General features: G+C 69.2%; 11 protein-coding genes. 6 read left to right on the top strand and 5 right to left on the bottom strand.

The genetic code is table 11. From position 1 onward, the window contains the following. Nucleotides 1-39 precede the first annotated feature (39 nt). Nucleotides 40-2,088 carry an NAD(+) synthase gene (locus KB879_RS04000; RefSeq protein ID WP_013955802.1) on the bottom strand — a complete coding sequence of 683 codons (2,049 nt, stop codon included), beginning with the start codon at nucleotides 2,086-2,088 and terminating at the stop codon, nucleotides 40-42. Nucleotides 2,089-2,277: 189 nt separating this feature from the next. On the opposite strand from KB879_RS04000, the gene KB879_RS03995 reads away from it, so the two are divergent. Next, nucleotides 2,278-3,525, top strand: a complete 1,248-nt coding sequence (locus KB879_RS03995) for a GNAT family N-acetyltransferase (protein ID WP_153954858.1) — start codon at nucleotides 2,278-2,280, stop codon at nucleotides 3,523-3,525. A 16-nt stretch (nucleotides 3,526-3,541) separates the two neighbouring features. Here the strand turns inward: KB879_RS03995 and KB879_RS03990 are convergent, their stop codons facing one another. Further along, nucleotides 3,542-4,114, bottom strand: a complete 573-nt coding sequence (locus tag KB879_RS03990; protein ID WP_153954859.1) for a cytochrome b — start codon at nucleotides 4,112-4,114, stop codon at nucleotides 3,542-3,544. A gap of 124 nt (nucleotides 4,115-4,238) precedes the next feature. Further along, nucleotides 4,239-4,766: an inorganic diphosphatase gene (gene ppa / locus KB879_RS03985; RefSeq protein ID WP_013955799.1), complete on the bottom strand. Its 528-nt coding sequence runs from the start codon at nucleotides 4,764-4,766 to the stop codon at nucleotides 4,239-4,241. A 204-nt stretch (nucleotides 4,767-4,970) separates the two neighbouring features. Between ppa and KB879_RS03980 the strand changes: the two genes are divergently transcribed. The 5 genes from KB879_RS03980 (at nucleotide 4,971) to KB879_RS03960 (ending at nucleotide 9,853) form a co-directional block, all read left to right on the top strand. Continuing rightward, nucleotides 4,971-6,407, top strand: a complete 1,437-nt coding sequence (locus KB879_RS03980; protein WP_153954860.1) for an aldehyde dehydrogenase family protein — start codon at nucleotides 4,971-4,973, stop codon at nucleotides 6,405-6,407. Further along, nucleotides 6,400-6,642: a hypothetical protein gene (locus KB879_RS03975; RefSeq protein ID WP_013955797.1), complete on the top strand. Its 243-nt coding sequence runs from the start codon at nucleotides 6,400-6,402 to the stop codon at nucleotides 6,640-6,642. Before KB879_RS03980 ends, KB879_RS03975 begins: the two co-directional genes overlap by 8 nt. A gap of 61 nt (nucleotides 6,643-6,703) precedes the next feature. Further along, the gene (locus KB879_RS03970) at nucleotides 6,704-7,462 is read left to right on the top strand and encodes an SDR family oxidoreductase (protein ID WP_153954861.1); all 759 of its coding nucleotides are present in this window, start codon (nucleotides 6,704-6,706) and stop codon (nucleotides 7,460-7,462) included. A gap of 61 nt (nucleotides 7,463-7,523) precedes the next feature. After that, a complete protein-coding gene (locus KB879_RS03965; protein ID WP_013955795.1) occupies nucleotides 7,524-8,831 on the top strand; it encodes an MFS transporter in 1,308 nt (435 codons plus the stop codon). Nucleotides 8,832-9,079: 248 nt separating this feature from the next. Further along, nucleotides 9,080-9,853, top strand: coding sequence for a hypothetical protein (locus KB879_RS03960; protein WP_211980810.1), 774 nt, complete (start codon nucleotides 9,080-9,082; stop codon nucleotides 9,851-9,853). Nucleotides 9,854-10,003: 150 nt separating this feature from the next. Here the strand turns inward: KB879_RS03960 and KB879_RS03955 are convergent, their stop codons facing one another. Continuing rightward, the gene (locus tag KB879_RS03955; RefSeq protein ID WP_211980809.1) at nucleotides 10,004-15,844 is read right to left on the bottom strand and encodes an Hpt domain-containing protein; all 5,841 of its coding nucleotides are present in this window, start codon (nucleotides 15,842-15,844) and stop codon (nucleotides 10,004-10,006) included. 145 nt (nucleotides 15,845-15,989) lie between these two features. Continuing rightward, nucleotides 15,990-18,203, bottom strand: coding sequence for a methyl-accepting chemotaxis protein (locus KB879_RS03950; RefSeq protein ID WP_153954890.1), 2,214 nt, complete (start codon nucleotides 18,201-18,203; stop codon nucleotides 15,990-15,992). Nucleotides 18,204-18,216: the final 13 nt, after the last annotated feature.

The raw sequence follows: 18,216 nt of genomic DNA, 5'->3' as shown, positions 1-18,216 counted from the left end.
TCGATGCGGGCCATTTTTCTTATCGGCAAGAAACGGTCATCAATCCGGCACCTTCTCCAGGTCCGCCAGCCACACCACCGACTCTGAATCGCTCGGCGCACGCCAGTCACCGCGCGGCGACAGTGATCCGCCCGAGCCCACCTTGGGCGCGTTCGGGATGCACGAGCGCTTGAACTGGCTGGTGCGGAAGAAGCGGTCCAGGAAGATCGCCAGGTTGCGCTTGATCTCCGGCAGCCCGTACTGGTTGCGCACCACATGCGGGCCGTTGGGCCATACGCCGCGCTCGCGGTCGCCCCAGGCGTGCAGCGCCAGGAAGGCGATCTTGGACGGCGTGAAGCCGAAGCGCAGCGTGTAGTAGAGGTTGAAGTCCTGCAGCTCATACGGGCCGATGGTGCTCTCTGTCTTCTGCTCGGGGCCGTGGTTGCTGTCGCCCGGAACCAGCTCGGGGCTGATGTCGGTGTCGAGCACGGCCAGCAGCACGTCGGAACCGCCCTCGCCCACCTGCCCGGTCTCAGCCACCCAGCGCACCAGGTGCGAGATCAGCGTCTTGGGCACGCTGGCGTTGACGTTGTAGTGCGACATGTGGTCGCCCACGCCATAGGTGCACCAGCCCAGCGCCAGTTCACTCAGGTCGCCGGTGCCGATCACGATGGCATGGTGGAAGTTGGCCAGCCGGAACAGGTGGTTGGTGCGCTCGCCGGCCTGCACGTTCTCGAAGGTCACGTCATAGACCTTCTCGCCGGCGGCGTACGGGTGGCCCAGGTCCTTCAGCATGGCCAGGCACGACGGGCGGATATCGATCTCGGTCGCGGTGCAGCCCACCATCTGCATCAGCTGGCGCGCCTGCAGCAGCGTGCGGTCGCTGGTGGCAAAGCCCGGCATGGTGTAGGCCAGGATATTGGCGCGCGGCAGGCCCAGGCGGTCCATCGCCTTGGCGCAGACCAGCAACGCGTGAGTGGAATCCAGCCCGCCCGAGACGCCGATCACCACCTTGCTGATCTTGCTGGCCGACAGGCGCTGCACCAGCGCCTGCACCTGGATGTTGTAGACCTCCATGCAGCGTTCGTCGCGCTGGCGCGGATCGGCCGGCACGTACGGGAAGCGCGCCACGTTGCGCGCCAGCGGCAGCGATTTTTCCAGGGTCAGGTCGAGCGGGAAGCGCACCACACGGAACTTGTCCACTTCTGCCTTGTGCCGGCGCACCGAGTGGCCGAAGGTCACCTGGTGCATGCGCTCGCGCGACAGCCGCTCGACATCGATATCGGCGCAGAGCAGGTGCGAGGTATCGGCAAAGCGCTCGGATTCGGCCAGCAGCTCGCCGTTCTCGCAGATCAGCGCCTGGCCGTCCCAGGCCAGGTCGGTGGAGGACTCGCCCTTGCCGGCCGAGGTGTACAGGTAGGCCGCCAGGCATCGCGCCGACTGCTGCGAGACCAGCTGGTGCCGGTAGCCGGCCTTGCCGACCACGATATTCGAGGCCGACAGGTTGACCAGCACCGTGGCCCCGGCCAGCGCCGCGAACGACGACGGCGGGATCGGCACCCAGACGTCTTCGCAGATTTCCGCATGGAAGCGGAAGTCGGGGATGTCTTCGACATCGAACAGCAACCCGGCGCCGAACGGCACGTCCTGGCCCAGCAGCCGGATGGACTCGACCGCGGCGTTGTCGGCGGCGCTGAACTGGCGCGCCTCATAGAACTCCCAGTAGTTCGGCAAGTAGGACTTGGGCACCACGCCCTGGATACGCCCGCGCGCCACCACCACGGCGCAGTTGAACAACTGGTGCTCGACCCGTAGCGGCATGCCGACGATCAGCGCCGCCGGCAGCTTGCGCGAGGCCTCGACGATGGTGGCCAGCGCCGCCTCGCAGGCGTCCAGCAGCGCGCGCTGGTGGAACAGGTCGTCGCAGGTATAGGCGGAGATGCCCAGTTCCGGGAACGCCACCAGCACGGCGCCCTGCTGTGCCGCCTGCGCCGCCAGGGCAATGGTCTCGGCCGCGTTGAAGGCCGGGTCGGCCACCCGGCAGACGGGCACGCCCACCGCGACACGCGCAAAGCCGTGGGAATACAGGTTGAAAAACGGGTTCTTCATATCGGGCCTTGGTTATCGGACGGACCATGCCGCGCGCAGGCGGGCCGCCTGAAGCATCCCGGGATGCCTCGGCAGCACTGGTGACGAGGATGCTCCATTTTACGACGGCCGCCCCGCGCCTGCCGCGGGCACAGCAACGGCGCATCGTTTCCGGTAGACTCGCTCGATCCACAGACGGAAACTGGTGCAATGCAGTCTGAATCATGCGTGCCTGGCAAGGACCAGCGCCAGCCGGCACAGCACAAGCGCAAGGCGGCGGGCGACCCTGCGCAGGAATACCGTACCGAGATCATCTCCGACCTGGGCGAGATCGATGCCGCCGCCTGGGACGCCCTGGTGGCGCACCACGCGGATGCCACGCCGTTCCTGAAGCACGCCTTCCTGCATGCCCTGCACGCCAGCGGCAGCGCCTGCGCCGAAACCGGGTGGAACCCGCGCTACCTGACGTTATGGGCGCCGGGCAAGGACGGCCACCCGGAACGGCTGGCCGCGGCCATGCCGCTCTACGCCAAGGCGCATTCCTATGGCGAGTATGTCTTCGACTGGGCCTGGGCCGACGCCTATGCCCGCAACGGGCTCGAGTACTACCCCAAATGGCTGGCGGCAATTCCCTTCACGCCGGTGCGCGGCGCGCGGCTGCTGGCCGAAGACGCCCATGCGCGCCGCCTGCTGCTGCAGATGGCGCTGGCGCTGGCCGCCGAAAGCCAGATGTCGTCGCTGCACATCCTGTTCCCCGACGAGGCCGAGGCCGCCCTGATGCAGCAGGCCGGCATGCTGATGCGGCACGGCGTGCAGTTCCACTGGACCAACGACGGCTACGGCAGCTTCGACGACTTCCTCGCCACGCTGTCGCAGAAAAAGCGCAAGAACATCCGCGCCGAGCGCCGCCAGGTGGCGCAGGCCGGCATCACTTTCCGGCGCCTGCGTGGCGCGCAGATCGACAACGATGCGTGGAAGTTCTTCAACCGGTGCTATCGCCAGACCTACCGCGAGCACCATTCCACGCCCTACCTGAACCTGGATTTCTTCCGGCGCATCGGCGCCGCCATGCCGCAGCACCTGCTGCTGGTGATCGCCGAGCGCGAGGGCCAGCCCATCGCCAGCTCGCTGCTGGTCTATGACGATACGCCCGAAGTCAGCACGCTCTACGGGCGCTACTGGGGCGCGCTGGAGTACCACGCCTGCCTGCACTTCGAAACCGCGTACTACCAGCCGCTGGAATTCTGCATCGAGCAAGGCATACGCACCTTCGAAGGCGGCGCCCAGGGCGAGCACAAGATGGCGCGCGGCTTCCTGCCGGTGGCCACGCGCTCGGCCCACTGGCTGGCGCATCCCGCTTTTGCCGATGCCGTCGAGCGCTTCCTGGAACGCGAGCGCCAGGGCATCGACGCCTACCTGGACGAGCTGGGCGAGCGCAACCCGTTCGCCCGCGCCTGAATACGCGAGCCGGCGCTCAGCGCCACATCCGCCGCAGCGTATTGTCGCCCAGCATGTAGTGGTGGAACAGCGACGCCATCGCATGCAGCCCGATCACCAGGTAGAAGGCGGTGCCCAGGGTCTCGTGGATTGCCTTGACGGTGTCCTTCAGCGCCGGGTCGGCTGCCACCAGCGCTGGCACTTCTATCCCCAGCGAAGGCAGCACCAGCAGGTGGCCGCCAGCGTTCATCGCCAGCAGCCCCAGCAGCGGCTGGGCCAGGATATACAGGTAAAACACCCAGTGCATGGCCTCGCCGACCAACTGCATCCAGCGCGCGCCCGGCTCCAGCGCAGGCGCGCCGCGCACCAGGCGCCACAGCAGGCGCGGCACCGCCAGCACCAGCACCAGAGCGCCCGCCCATTCATGGACCGTCATCGCCAGCGCGCGCGGCGGCGTGCCCTTGGCAAAACTGCCCTTCAGCTCGATCGCGGCATAGGCCAGCGCCACCAGCAGGAATACCGCCCAGTGGAAGCACACCGCCAGCCGGTCATAGCGGCGCGACGGCGACAAGGCCTGCGGCGATGCCTGGATTTCGGTGATGGAATGCATGGGGACTCCTCTTGTCAGCACCCGCACAGCGTAGCGCAAGGCACTTGCCCAGGTACTGCGGTGCGTCAAGCGCGCGGCAACAAAAAACCCCGCCGGAGCGGGGCTTCTTCAGCGGAGGTTCAGCTTACTTCTTGTAGTTGGCCACGCCGTCGGTGATTTCCTTGTGGGCTTCCTCGATGCCGGCCCAGCCTTCGACCTTGACCCACTTGCCGGCTTCCAGTGCCTTGTAGTGCTCAAAGAAGTGCTTGATCTGGTCCAGCTGATTCTGCGGCACGTCCGACAGGCCCTTCATGTAGGCGGTGGCCGGCGACAGCTTATCCAGGGGTACGGCCACCAGCTTGGCGTCCACGCCCGACTCGTCGGTCATCTTCAGCATCCCGAGTGCACGGCAGCGCACCACGGCGCCGGCCAGGATCGGGAACGGCGACAGCACCAGCACATCCACCGGGTCGCCATCGCCCGACAGCGTCTGCGGGATGTAGCCATAGTTGGCCGGATAGCGCATGCCGGTGCCGATAAAGCGGTCGACGAACAGCAGGCCGGTTTCCTTGTCTGCCTCGTACTTCACCGGATCGCTCTGGGCCGAGATCTCGATGATGACGTTGAAATCGTTGGGGATGTCCTTGCCCGGGGACACGAGATTGAAGCTCATGCGATTCTCCAGATGCCTGCGGTGTGTTGTTGGATGGCGGGCATTATAGCGGCTCGTGCCTGACCGCAGGCTGACAACTGGGCCAGGCAAGGCGCATTGCACGCTGGCCGGTGTCGGCGATAATGGCGCATTCTTCAGCCGTCACTGAATAGTGCAGCCGCCGTGCTGCCCCCCCCTGTTGCACCTGCTGCCCCGGAGCCACCCATGCACGCCCAGCACTTCGTCGCCAACCGCCTGATCGCGCCCGACAACGGCCTGCGCATCAAGGTCTTCGATCCGTCCAACGGCGAGCCGTTCGCCGAGATCGCACGCGGCAACGCCACCGATATCAACGTCGCCGTCCATGCGGCCCGCCAGGCCGCCGAAGGCGCCTGGGGCCAGATGGCGCCAGCCGAGCGGGTGCGCCTGCTCAACCGCGTCGCCGTGGCGCTGATCGCCCACGAGGACGAGCTGGCCGCGCTCGAGGCCCGCGACACCGGCAAGCCGCTGCGCCAGGCGCGCGCCGATGCCCGCGCCGTGGCCCGCTATTTCGAGTTCTACGCCGGCGCGGTCGACAAGCTGCACGGCCAGACCATCCCCTACAACCCCGGCTACACCGTGCTGACCGTGCGCGAGCCGCACGGCGTAACCGGCCACATCATCCCTTGGAACTACCCGCTGCAGATCTTCGGGCGCAGCGTGGGCGCGGCGCTGGCCACCGGCAACGCCTGCGTGGTCAAGCCGGCCGAGGACGCCTGCCTGTCGCTGCTGCGCGTGGCCGAGATCGCCGCCGAGGCCGGTCTGCCCGAAGGTGCGCTCAATATCATCACCGGCTACGGCCATGAAGCCGGCGCCGCGCTGGCGCGCCACCCGGGCATCAACCATATCTCGTTCACCGGCTCGCCCCAGACCGGCAAGCAGGTGGCCCAGCTGGCCGCCGAGAACCACGTGCCGGTCACGCTGGAGCTGGGCGGCAAGTCGCCGCAGATCGTCTTTGCCGATGCCGACCTGGATACGCTGGTGCCGGTGGTAGTCAACGGCATCGTGCAGAATGCCGGCCAGACCTGCTCGGCCGGCAGCCGCCTGCTGGTGGAGCGGCCAGTCTATGACGCGCTGCTCGACCGACTGGCGTCGGTGTTCGAGTCGCTGCGCGTGGGCCCGTCAGAGCTGGACCTGGAATGCGGCCCGCTGATCAGCCGCAAGCAGCAGCAGCGCGTGTGGGATTTCGTTTCCGATGCGCAGCACGCCGGCGTGTCGGTGATGGCTCAGGGCCAGATCGTGGCCGAGGCGCCGGAGGCCGGCTACTACCAGGTGCCGATGCTGTTCCGCGACGTGCCGCCGGCGCACCGGCTAGCGCAGGAAGAAGTGTTCGGCCCGCTGCTGGCCGCCATGCCGTTCGACACCGAGGCCGAAGCCATCGCACTGGCCAACGGCACGCCCTACGGGCTCGTGGCCGGGGTCTGGACGCGCGACGGCGGGCGCCAGCTGCGCCTGGCGCACAAGCTGCGCGCGGGCCAGGTCTTTATCAACAACTACGGTGCCGGCGGCGGCGTGGAGCTGCCCTTCGGCGGCACCGGCCAGTCCGGCTACGGCCGCGAGAAGGGCTTCGAGGCCCTGTACGGATTCACCACCCTGAAAACCATCGCCATCCAACATGGGTAACATCAATTTCCTGTCCGTCGCCTTTGCCATCTTCTTCTTCTGGATGGCGTGGCATGTGCGGAACAAGCGCGCCACCAATCCTTCCGGCATGCCGCGGCTGCAGGTCTTCAAGCGCAAGTGGGGCGACGTCGTCGGCGACCGCGTGCACTGGTGCCTGTATGTGGCACTGCCCTTCCTGCTGGCACTGATGATGGTTGCCAATGCACTGCGCGGCCAGGGGCCGTTCTCGCATTAGGCATTGAGACCCCTCGCAGCACTGATCACCAGAACATAACCACAACACCAGGAGACAAGCCATGAGACTGGCCAACAAGGTAGCGATCGTCACCGGCGGCGGTTCCGGGTTCGGCGAAGGCATTGCCCACACCTTCGCGCGCGAAGGCGCCAACGTGGTGGTCGCCGACCTGCGCGAGGAAGCCGCCGAACGCGTCGCCGCCGCGATCCGCGACGCCGGCGGCCGGGCCCGCGCGGTGCGCGCCGACGTCTCGCGCGAAGCCGACACCGAAGCCATGCGCGAAGCCGCGCTGGCCACCTTCGGCGACGTGCATATCGTGGTCAACAACGCCGGCACGACCCATCGCAACAAGCCCATCCTCGAAGTCACCGAGGAGGAGTTCGACCGCGTCTACGCCGTCAACCTCAAGAGCATCTACTGGTCGGCGCGCGCCTTTATCCCGCACTTCCGCCAGCGCGGCGGCGGCGTGTTCGTCAATATCGCCTCCACCGCCGGCATCCGGCCGCGCCCGGGCCTGGTCTGGTACAACGGCAGCAAGGGCGCGGTGATCACCGCCAGCAAGGCCATGGCCGCGGAACTCGGCAAGGACAATATCCGCGTCAACTGCGTCAACCCGGTGATCGGCGCCACCGCACTGCTCGAAGAATTCATGGGCATGCCCGATACGCCCGAGAACCGCGCCAGGTTCCTTGCCACCATCCCGATGGGCCGCATGTCGACCCCGCAGGACGTGGCCAACGCCTGCCTGTACCTGGCCTCGGACGAAGCGGCCTTTATCACCGGCACCTGCATCGAAGTGGACGGCGGCCGCTGCGTCTGAGCCGGTCGTACCGTAGCTGTAAAACGCGTCACACAGAAGCGCCATATCCTCAGGAGACAGCATGACAACGACCGCAGTGAGCCCCGGCGTCAGCGACGCCGCCTTTGAAGACGCCACCTACCGCAAGGTCAGCTGGCGCCTGGTGCCCTTCCTCTTGATGTGCTACGTGGTGGCCTACCTGGACCGCGTCAACGTGGGCTTTGCCAAGCTGCAGATGCTCAACGACCTGCAGTTCAGCGAGACCATCTATGGCTTGGGCGCCGGCATCTTCTTTATCGGCTACTTCCTGTTCGAAGTGCCCAGCAACGTGATCCTGCACAAGGTGGGCGCGCGCATCTGGATCGCGCGCATCATGATCACCTGGGGCGCGATCTCGGCGGCGATGATGTTCGTCACCACGCCGACCATGTTCTACGTGCTGCGCTTCCTGCTGGGCATTGCCGAGGCAGGCTTCTTCCCCGGCATCATCCTGTACCTGACCTACTGGTACCCGGCCAACCGGCGCGGGCGCACCACCACCTACTTCATGACCGCGGTCGCGCTGGCAGGCGTAATCGGCGGGCCGCTGTCAGGCTGGATCATGCAGTCCTTCCACGGCCACAACGGCTGGTCCGGCTGGCAATGGATGTTCCTGCTCGAGGGCATTCCGTCGATCCTGGTGGGCCTGTGGGTGCTGGCCTACCTGGACGACCGCATCGCCCACGCCAAGTGGCTGTCGCCGGAAGAGAAGGCGCTGCTGGAGCGCAATATCGCTAGCGAGGATGCGCACAAGGAAGACCCGCCGATCCGCACCGTGATGTCCAGCCCGCGCGTCTGGCTGATGAGCGCGATCTACTTCTGCTTCGTGATGGGCCTGTACGGCGTCAGCTTCTGGCTGCCGACCATCATCAAGCAGACCGGCGTCAAGGGCGCGCTCGATATCGGCCTGCTGACCGCCATCCCCTATGGCTGCGCGGTGGTCGGCATGGTGCTGGTGGCCTACAGCGCAGACCGCAGCGGCGAGCGCCGCTGGCATATCGCGCTGCCCGCGCTGGCCGGTTCGCTGGGCCTGCTGCTGTCGGTGCAATGGCATAGCGACACCACGCTGGCAATGGTGGCGCTGACGCTGGCCACCATCGGCATCCTGACCACGCTGCCGCTGTTCTGGAGCCTGCCGACTTCCTTTCTGGCCGGCACTGGCGCGGCCGCGGGCATCGCGCTGATCAACTCGCTGGGCAACCTTGCTGGTTTCCTCAGCCCCTATGCGGTGGGCTGGCTCAAGGACCTGACCCACAGCACCGATTCGGGCATGTACCTGCTGGCCGCGTGCCTGGTGGTGGGCGCGGCGCTGACGCTGTCGGTGCCCAAGCGGCTGGTGAGCCAGAAATAACCCGCCCGCCAGGATCACGCGCCGTCAACGGCCCTTCCCCTGCGGGAAGGGCCGTTTTTCTTCCGGTACCTGCGAAGTCGCTCGCACGCCGCCTGCGGGCCACAATGCGCCGTCGGCTGACGCGGATGTAGGACCAACCCCGGCACTGTTGCCCACCCTTGAGCCCTAGGATGGAAAAGAGAGACCCGAAGTGATCCCACGGGGTCCTCCGGGGCATCTGATTCCGAAGCTCGCCCAAGGAGGCCACGATGCCGCAACTGCTCCCGTTTGCCCCTACCCGTTCGCTGGAAATTGTCGAAGCGCGCTTGGCACGCCGCTCGCGCGTCAAGCGCCTGGTGATCGCGCTCAGCGCCGGCGTGGTCGCGCTGCTGGCCCTGGTGCCGGCTGCCAGCCATGCGCAGGCGCCGGTGGTAGACACCAACCCTGCACCTGCCGCCCCGGCGCCAGTTGCCCCGGGCAGCACCATGGCCCCGACCCCGGGTGCCACGATGCCGGCCGCGCCGCCGGCCGACACCATGCCCCCTGCCACACAGCCCGCACCGGGCATAGCGGCGCCTGCCACGGCAGCACCGCCGCCGATGGCATCCTCGGCACCCGCGCCCACCGGCACGCCACCAGCTGCGCCGGCGCCACCGCCGATGGCAGCGCCCGCGCAGCCACGCCCGCCGCTGACCACGCCGCCCCCGCCGCCGCCGCGTGATGCCATGGTCCAGCGTACGGCCGGCTCGGTCGCCTATATCTGCGGCGGTGTCGCCGAAGACGAGCAGGTCGCGCTGCAATCGCAGGCGCGCAAGTACAACATGAGCCTGCTGTTCACGCAGGGCGCGCGCGGCGAGTACCTGTCCGACGTGGACGTCAAGCTGATGCGCGGCGGCAAGGAGGTCGCCAGCTTTATCGCCGACGGTCCGCGCTGCTTGCTGAAGGCGCCGTCGGGCACGTACAACGTGCGGGCGACTTACCAGGGCCGGACCAAGACCGCGACGGTCACCACCGGCGGCAAGAACGCGCAGATGCGCTGGTAATCAGCCGGGACGGCGCGCCGGTGGAGGGAAAAAAGGCTCGGCATCTTGCGATGTCGAGCCTTTTGCATGGCAGACCCTTGAGCGCGCCGCTGCCCTTTGCATGCCAACTGCATGCTCCCTCTCCCGCAAGCGGGAAAGGGGAGCAAACCGTCAGCCCGCCTGGCCGTCCCCCAGCATCTGCGCCACCGACCCTGCCGTACCGGCCGCCCGCTCACCCAGCAACCGATGCAGCGTGCCCAGCAGTTCATCCTCGTTGTAAGGCTTGCCCAGGTACACGTTGACGCCGATCTCCTCGGCATAGCGGCGGTGCTTGTCGGCCGTGCGCGAGGTGATCATCACCAGCGGCATATGCGCGGTGCGCGCGTCGGAGCGCACGTTTCGCGTCAGGTCGAAGCCGTCCATGTGCGGCATCTCGATGTCGACCAGCATGGCGTCCGGCATGACATCCTGCAGTTGCTTGAGCGCATCCACACCGTCGCGCGCCAGCACCACCTGGTAGCCGGCGCGGCCCAGCAGGCGCTGGGTGGCCTTGCGCACGGTCAGCGAGTCATCCACCACCATCACGGTCGGCTGCACGGCCAGGCCACGCACCGGCTCGGTGGTGCCGTCGCTCGCCAGTTCCGCGACCGCGCCCATCTGCGCCTGCACGGCAGGTAGCGCCGGCGTCTGCGGCAAGGCCTGCGGCACCAACTGGCCGCGTTCGCGCACCAAGCGCTGCGCCAGCACCACCGGGTTGTAGATCAGCACGATCTCGCCATCGCCCAGCGTGGTCGCGCCGGCAATGCCTTCCAGCCGCGCCAGGTGCGGGCCGATGTGCTTGACCACCACTTCGCGGTTGCCGACCACATCGTCCACATGCACCGCCACGCGCTCGGCGCCGCTGCGCACCAACACCACCGGCGAATACTTGCGCCCGGCCGCGACCGCGTTGCCTTCCTCCAGCAGCGCGCCGAAGTAGAAGAACGGCACCTCGGCGCCAGCCACAGTGAGGCGGCCCTGGTTGTAGGCATCCAGCAGCGCCGGGGCGCGCAGCTGCTGGACCTGGTCGATCATGCCACTGGGCACGGCATAGCGCCGTGCGCCCAGCGAGATCACCAGCACCTGCGTGATTGCCGTGGTCAGCGGCAGGTGTACGGTGAAGGTGGTGCCCTGCCCCGGCTTCGACTCCAGCGTGATGCGTCCGCCCAGCGCCACGGTCTCGGCGCGCACCACGTCCATGCCCACGCCGCGGCCGGCCAGCTCCGACACCGCGTCGGCAGTGGAGAAGCCCGGCGCAAAGATCAGCTCGGTCAGGCGCGCTTCGCTGGCGTCGTCGTCCGGCGCCAGCAGACAGCGCTCGACCGCGCGCGCGCGGATGCGCGCCAGGTCCAGCCCGCCGCCGTCATCGACGAAATGCAGCACCACCTCGTTGCCTTCCTGCTGCACCTCCAGCGTCAGCGCGCCGGTGGCGGCCTTGCCCGCGGCGCGGCGCGGCGCGGCGGCTTCGATGCCGTGCACCACCGCATTGCGGATCAGGTGCTCGATCGGGCCGGCCATGCGGTCCAGCACCGAGCGGTCGATTTCCACGGTGCCGCCCTTGATCAACAGGCGCACTTCCTTGCCGGTCTCGGCCGCGGCCTGGCGTGCCACGCGATAGAGGCGCTCGGCCAGCGCGTCGAACTGCACCATGCGCGCCTGCATCAGCCCGCGCTGCATGCCGCGCGTCAGGCGCGCCTGCGCGGCCAGGTCGCCGGCGGCGCGGTCAAAGCCGCGCTGCAGGTTCTGCTCGACGGTGGCCACGTCGTTGACCGACTCGGCCATCATCCGCGTCAGCTCCTGGAAGCGCGTGAAGCGGTCGAACTCGAGCGGATCGAATTCCTGCTTGTGCTGCGCGTCGGCAATGCGCGACGCCATCTGCGATTCAGCCTGGATCTCGATTTCGCGCAACTGCCCGCGCAAGCGCGCGACGTTGTCGTTCAGTTCGCCCAGGTAGGCGCGCATCGCCTCCAGTTCGCTGTCCAGGCGTGCGCGCGTGGCGCCGACCTCGCCGGCTTCATTGATCAGCGTGTCGAGCGCGCGCGCCTGCACACGCACCAGCGCGCGTTGCGGCTCGGCGGGCACGGCCGGCGGCATCGCCACCATCACGTCTGCCGGCCCCGGCATGGCGGGCAGGCTGGCGGCGGGCACCGCCTCGACCACGGCATCTGCCTGCGGCAGCGGCGCATCGGCCTGCGCGTCCTCCGGCACCTCGGCCAGGCCGTTGACCACGTCCGGGTCGTCCGCGGGCAGCAGGCGGCCGGACGGCAGCGCCTCGACATGCGCCAGGATGCGGTCGTACCAGGCATAGAGCCGCTCGAACAGCTTCGGCCCGACGGCCTGCTGTCCCTGCCCGCGCAGGCTGGCGTCGAGCAGCGTCTCCATTTCATGCGCGGCCTGGCCCAGTGCCATGGCACCTGCCATGCGCGCACTGCCCTTGAGCGTATGCAGCGCGCGCAGCACCAGGCCGCCGTGGCGCGAGTCTTCCGGCGCGGCTTCCCAGCCGCGCAGCAGCTTGCCCAGCTCGGGCAGCGTGCCTTGTGCCTCTTCCAGGAAGATCTGGACCAGCGCCGGATCCGGGGCGCCGCCCTCGTCCGATACCGGCGCAAGGGGCGCCCGGTGCGGGGTCGGCAGCGCGATAACGACCGCGTCATGCGGCGTGGCCAGTGGCTGTGCGGCCTCCGGCCCGGGCGATGCCGCCGGCTCCGGCTGGTCTTCCTGCGCCGGCGGCAACTGGCCCAGCAGCTGCGCGACCGAGCCATCCGGCTCGGCGGGCACCGCCACGCGCGGACGCAGCAGCGCGCGCTCGCCAAACTCAACCAGGCTGCGGCGCAGGCCGGCATCGGCATCCGGCCAGACGCCCGCGGCAAACTGGTGCAGCATGCCACGCAGGCGCTCGACCGCCTGCTCCAGCAGGCGGAAATCGCCCGGGTGCATCGCCACCGGGTGCGAGCCCAGCTGCAGCAGCAGGGCCTCCAGCGCCTCGGCGATCTCACGCACGGGTTCCAGTCCGACGGTGGACGCACTGCCCTGCAGCGTGTGGGCGACGCGCAGCCCCAGTTCGCTCGGGCACGGATGGCCTTCATGCCGCCATTCGGAGATATCGGTGGCGAACTGGCGCAGCAGGTCGTCGGCCTCCTGCAGGTAGACGTTGTAGAGCGCCAGGCCGATGCGCACCGGTCCGATGACCTTGTAGTGGTCGTCCTCGTCCGACAGGCCGCCGGACAGGCGGAACGGGATCACATTGTCTTCGCCGTGCCCGACGGCATCGGCGCCGGTGTGATCGGCAGTCTCGGCGGCCGGCTCGGGCGGCGCTTCAGCAGCCGCTCCGGGCAACACTGGCAGTTCGTCCGCGGCCTGCGCGGCGGCCGGGTCGCGCACCGCCTCGGCGGCTGCCACCAGCGGCGCGATGTCGTGCCAGGTCGCCGCATCGCGATGCAGCTGTGCGACCCACGCCGACAGCTCGGCATGCGCGCGGCGCAGCAGCGACAGCAGCGCCGGCACCGGCTCGCGCGCCTCGGCAATCCATAGGTTCATGACCTGCTCGACCGCCCAGGCCGCTTCGCCATAGCGATGCAGTCCGACCATGCGGCTGGAGCCCTTGAGCGTATGGAAGGCGCGCCGCACGCGGCTGAGCGTATCGGCATCGTGCAGCGCCTCAACGCCCGAGCCGAGGTCGCCTGCGATGCCACTCAGCACCTCGTCGGCTTCGTTCAGGAAGATGTCGAGCAGTTCGGCGTCCAGCGCCGCCTTGTCACCGGCAGCCGGCAGGCCTTGCGCCGCGGCCGGCGCGGCCGCGGGTGCCGCAGCCCCCGCCGGCTCGGCCAGTGCCAGTGCCAGCCTGCCTGCGGCATCATCGCTGCCGGCCAGCCAGGCATTGCATTGCATGGTGGCTTCGGCGGCCTGGCGGCGCAGCGCGGCATCGTCGTCGATGGTGGCCTGGTCGGCCAGCGCCTGCAGCGCGGCACGCAGGCGCTGCACGGGCGGCGCATCGGGCACGGGGCCGGCCTGGATCGCCTCGGCCGCGGCGGCGCGCGCGGCGGCCAGCGGATGCTGCGCGGCGCGCGGCGCATCGGGCTCGCCGGCGTCGGCAAGCGTATCGGCCCGCCGCACGCGGCCGAATTCCAGCGCATCGGCAAAGGCATGGACCGCGCCCAGCTCTGCCGCGACTTCGCCCAGCAGCGCGGCGCGCGTACTGGCATCGGCGAGTTCGCCCGGATCGGCCAGCCGCGCATTGACGGAATGCACCGCGGCGGCGGCCTGCGCGGCATCGTCCACCAGCGCTGCAGGCAGCGCGGCGGACGACTGCAAGTGCGCCAGCGTGGCGCCAAGCGCGGCAAAGGCCTGGCACGCATCGCGCAGGTGGCCGGCGCCTTCGGCGCGGGCCGCGTTGCGGTCGAAGCTGTCCAGCCACGATTCGCCGCTGTCCAGTTGCGCCCGCAGCTGCGTCACGGCCTCGCTGCGCAGCGCCTGGGCGCGCGCCTCGTCGACCATGCCCGCAAGCCACGCGGGCGCGCTCGCGGCGGGATCGGCCAGGCATGTCGCCAGCGCCTCGCACTGCGCGGCAAAACGCGCCGCCGCCGGATGGGCGGATTGCCCGTGCACGCGCCACGGCAACGCCAGCGCGCGCGCCAGAAACAACGCGATGCCGGAGGCGCCGAGTGCCTCGCCACGGTGATGCTGCCCGCCGTGCATGGCCGCCTGCGCCAGGCAGCGCTGCAGCGCCGGCTGCCCAAGCGGCTGCGCGGCTTCGGCCAGCGCGGCCAGCGCGGTTTCCCAGCCGGTCGGTTCGCCGGCGGCGGCGTGCTCCAGCCCGGCGGCGGCCTGCTGCAGGTTGCGCGTGTCGATCGGGTCGAGCCAGCCGTAATAGCGCTGGCGGAAGTCCGCATTGGCAAGCGCGTGTGCGGGGTCGAGGCGGAACGCCGCGAGCGTGCGCGCAATATCGGCACGCGGCGCAGCCAGGCCATCGCCGTCACCGGCCCCGTCGCGGGCCAGGCCGGTGCAGACCAGCAGGAACACCGCGTCGTTGAGCAGCGCCTGCGGCACGCGCACATGGCCCTGCAGGTACTGGCGCAGCAGCAGGTTGGCGCGGCCGGCAAAGCGCTTGGCCAGCAGGTCGGAAGGCAACAGGCCAAGGCCCAGCGCGCGGAACACCAGCCCCAGCACATGCCAGACCCCGCGATCCGGATGATCCGCCGCGCGGCGCGCCTCCTGCTCATTGGCGCGCACCTCGTCCAGCGCCGCGCACAGCGGCAGCCAGGCTTCGCGCAGCAGCGCCGCGTCGGGGCACGGCGCAGGCAGGCGCAATGCCTTGAGCAAGGCTGACTCAAACTGCTGGCGCGCACGCATGACCGCCGCCGGACCTCTCGCCGGCAGCAGCATGCCGGGCAGCATCTGCAGCTCATCGAGCCACAGGTCGGCCGGATGCACGCGCTCTTCGCCCAGGTGCGCCAGCACGCCCGCATAGGGCTGGAACAGGCGCAACGGCGCTTCATCGTCGCCGGCCATCAGGTCGTCGACATACTCGGCCAGCGCCTGCACGCCGGCGCGGAATACCGCCAGCGCCTCGGGGCCGGCGGCAACGGTGCCGGCGTCGATGGCTTCGAGCAGGCGGCGCAGGGCCTGGCAATACGGATCGGTGCCGCGCAGCCCGACGATATGCACGGCGCCGGCGGCCTGGTGCAGGTGCTGGCCGGCCAGCCGCAGTGAGGTGGTATCGCGCGCGCCCAGCGCTTCGGGCGCCTGGCGGACCTCGTCGACATAGTGGCCAAGCTCGGCGGCGGCGTCTTCCAGCGCGCTGCGCAGGCTCGGCGCAAGCCACGCCAGGCCAGACAGGTCGCGCGCGGGGGCGCCCGGATCGGAAACAGCTGGCGCGCTCGCGGACGGCGGCGCGGGAGCCGGCTCAGGCACGGCGCCGGCGTCAGCCGGTGCGCCGGCTGCGGCGCCATCGCGCGGGACAGGGAAATTCAGGGACATGACGGCTTCCAGTGCGGCGCCCGGAAGGCGGCCGCGGGCGACCTGCCGCAACAGGCGGCAGGCGCGGAGTTGGCATGGAGCGCGTGGCCGCTAAGCCCGGTAAGGCCGCGGTGCGCGGAAGCGGTCGCAGGCGTCATCCGGCCACTCAGGCGATCTTGAATCGCGACACGGAGTTACGCAGCTCTTCGGTCAGCAGCGTCAGCTGGCGCACCGACTGCGCGGTCTGGCGCGTGCCGGTGGTGGTCTGCTCGGTAACCTGCAGGATGCGCTCGATATGGCGGGCCACGGTGGTGGCCAGGTCAGCCTCGTGTGAGGTGGACTGCGAGATCTGCTCGATCAGCTCGGCCAGCTGGCGCGACACGCGCCCGATCTCGACCAGTGCGGCACCGGCGTTGTCCGACAGCCGCGCCCCCTCCACCACGCCCTGCGTGCTGCGCTCCATGGCGTGCACCGCGTCCTGGGTATCGGTCTGGATGGTGCGGATCAGCGCGCCGATCTGCTTGGTGGCCTCGCCGGAGCGTTCGGCCAGCCGCTGCACTTCTTCGGCCACCACCGAGAAGCCGCGCCCGGCTTCGCCCGCGGACGCGGCCTGGATGGCGGCGTTCAGTGCCAGCACGTTGGTCTGCTCGGTAATGTCCGAGATCAGCTCGACGATTTCACCGATCTCCTGCGACGACTCGCCCAGGCGCTTGATGCGCTTGGAGGTTTCCTGGATCTGCTCGCGGATATCGTTCATGCCGGCGATGGCGTTTTGCACCGCCTGCTGGCCCTGCTCCGCGGCAGACAGCGAGGCGCGCGCCACGTTGGCGGACTCGGCCGCGCCGCGCGACACCTGCGTGATGCGGTCGGCCATGTCCACCACCGATTCGCCGGTCTGCCGGATCTGGCGCGACTGCTCTTCGGTGGTTGACACCAGCTGGGTCGAGGTGGACTGCACCTGCCCCGACGCCTGCGTCACCTCGCCGGCGGTCTGCTGCACCCGGCCGACCAGCTCGCGCAGTTCTTCCACGGTGTAGTTGACCGAATCGGCAATGGCGCCGGTGATGTCCTCGGTCACCGTGGCCTGGCGCGTCAGGTCGCCGTCGGCGATGTCCTGCAGCTCGTTCATCAGCTGCAGAATCGCCTTCTGGGTGTTGTCGTTGTTGCGCTTTTCGTCCAGGCGGCGGGACTCGGCCTCGCGCTCGCGCGCCTCGGCTTCCAGCGCGCGCATGCGTGAATCGCGCAGGTACAGGGCCGCCAGGCCCACCAGGCACAGCAGCGTCATGGCCGCCGACACCACGGTCGCGCCCAGCGTCACCGGGCGGACGCGCGCCGACTGCGCGTAGGCACGCTGCAGCGCCGAGAGCTCGCCGCGCAGCGCCTCGTTGTCGTTGAAGATCTGCTGTTGCGCGCGCTTGGCGGCAATCAGGCCCGGCAGATTCTGCAGGATGGTCTGCGTGGTCTTCTGCACCGCTTCAAAGCGCTGCGACAGCTGCTTCAGGTAGCCACGCGTTTCTTCGTCGGCGGCCGCCGACAGGCGCAGCGCCTCGCTGCCGTTGAGCAGGCCGTCCAGCGTTTCGCGGAAGGTGTTGGTGTCCTTGCCCAGCAGGAACGCGGTTTCCGGGTTGACGCCTTCGCCGGCCAGGAACTCGTTCAGGTTCTTGCCCAGGCGCTGCGTCAGCATCACCAGCTGCGCCGAGGCCGCCACCTCGCGCGCGTTGGCGCTGGACTGCAGCTTAATTGCCGCGACCTGTTCGGCGGACTCCAGCAGCTCAGGGTTGGAGGCGTTGAAGATCTGCAGCGTCTGGCCAATGGTGTTCAGCACCGGCTGCTGCGCCAGCACGTCGGCGGCGCTTTTCTCGGAGCGCTTCCACGATTGCATCGCGGTCTCGAGCAGCGGTTCGGCCGCGCCGCTGGTGGCGCGCACGCGCTTCTCGTCGCTGCCTTCCTGCAGCGCCTTCAGGTCGCCTGCCAGCGCGTCTTTCGACTGGCGCAGCTGCGTGAAGGCCTGCGCATTGCCTAGCAGCGCCACCGGCACCGCCTTGCCCAGGCGCTGCGAGTGCATCAGCATGTCGCCGGCGATCTCGATCTGCGCGGCGGCGTTGTTGGCGATGCGGTTGTCCAGGTACACCGAGCCAAGCAGTGCCACCAGCGACACCACCACGCCCACCGTTAGCAGCCGCTGCTGCGACGAGAACGGCATGCGCCCAAGCCAGCGCGTGACATGCTCCATTGGCGTGGCGCCCAGGCCGTCGGCGGATGGGGGTGCCGGTGCGGGTTCCGGGCCGCCCGCATAGGCCATGCCGGGCCCGCCCGCCAGGCCGCTGGCTGCTTCGGCTGCCGGCGTGCGCCGGCCCAGGCTGAATTTCTTGAAACCCATGGCACCCTCTTCC

It is taken from the genome of Cupriavidus sp. KK10 (genome assembly GCF_018223725.1).
GTDB classification, from domain to species: Bacteria; Pseudomonadota; Gammaproteobacteria; order Burkholderiales; family Burkholderiaceae; genus Cupriavidus; species Cupriavidus necator.
Note: the sequence above shows the minus strand (reverse complement) of the source record. Positions and strands in the feature narration are given on the sequence as shown.

Excerpts from the sequence above, each read along its gene's own strand:
- KB879_RS04000 (WP_013955802.1), bottom strand. The coding sequence starts at position 2,088 with ATGAAGAACCCGTTTTTCAACCTGTATTCCCACGGCTTTGCGCGTGTC.
- KB879_RS03995 (WP_153954858.1), top strand. The coding sequence starts at position 2,278 with ATGCAGTCTGAATCATGCGTGCCTGGCAAGGACCAGCGCCAGCCGGCA.
- KB879_RS03990 (WP_153954859.1), bottom strand. The coding sequence starts at position 4,114 with ATGCATTCCATCACCGAAATCCAGGCATCGCCGCAGGCCTTGTCGCCG.
- ppa (WP_013955799.1), bottom strand. The coding sequence starts at position 4,766 with ATGAGCTTCAATCTCGTGTCCCCGGGCAAGGACATCCCCAACGATTTC.
- KB879_RS03980 (WP_153954860.1), top strand. The coding sequence starts at position 4,971 with ATGCACGCCCAGCACTTCGTCGCCAACCGCCTGATCGCGCCCGACAAC.
- KB879_RS03975 (WP_013955797.1), top strand. The coding sequence starts at position 6,400 with ATGGGTAACATCAATTTCCTGTCCGTCGCCTTTGCCATCTTCTTCTTC.
- KB879_RS03970 (WP_153954861.1), top strand. The coding sequence starts at position 6,704 with ATGAGACTGGCCAACAAGGTAGCGATCGTCACCGGCGGCGGTTCCGGG.
- KB879_RS03965 (WP_013955795.1), top strand. The coding sequence starts at position 7,524 with ATGACAACGACCGCAGTGAGCCCCGGCGTCAGCGACGCCGCCTTTGAA.
- KB879_RS03960 (WP_211980810.1), top strand. The coding sequence starts at position 9,080 with ATGCCGCAACTGCTCCCGTTTGCCCCTACCCGTTCGCTGGAAATTGTC.
- KB879_RS03955 (WP_211980809.1), bottom strand. The coding sequence starts at position 15,844 with ATGTCCCTGAATTTCCCTGTCCCGCGCGATGGCGCCGCAGCCGGCGCA.
- KB879_RS03950 (WP_153954890.1), bottom strand. The coding sequence starts at position 18,203 with ATGGGTTTCAAGAAATTCAGCCTGGGCCGGCGCACGCCGGCAGCCGAA.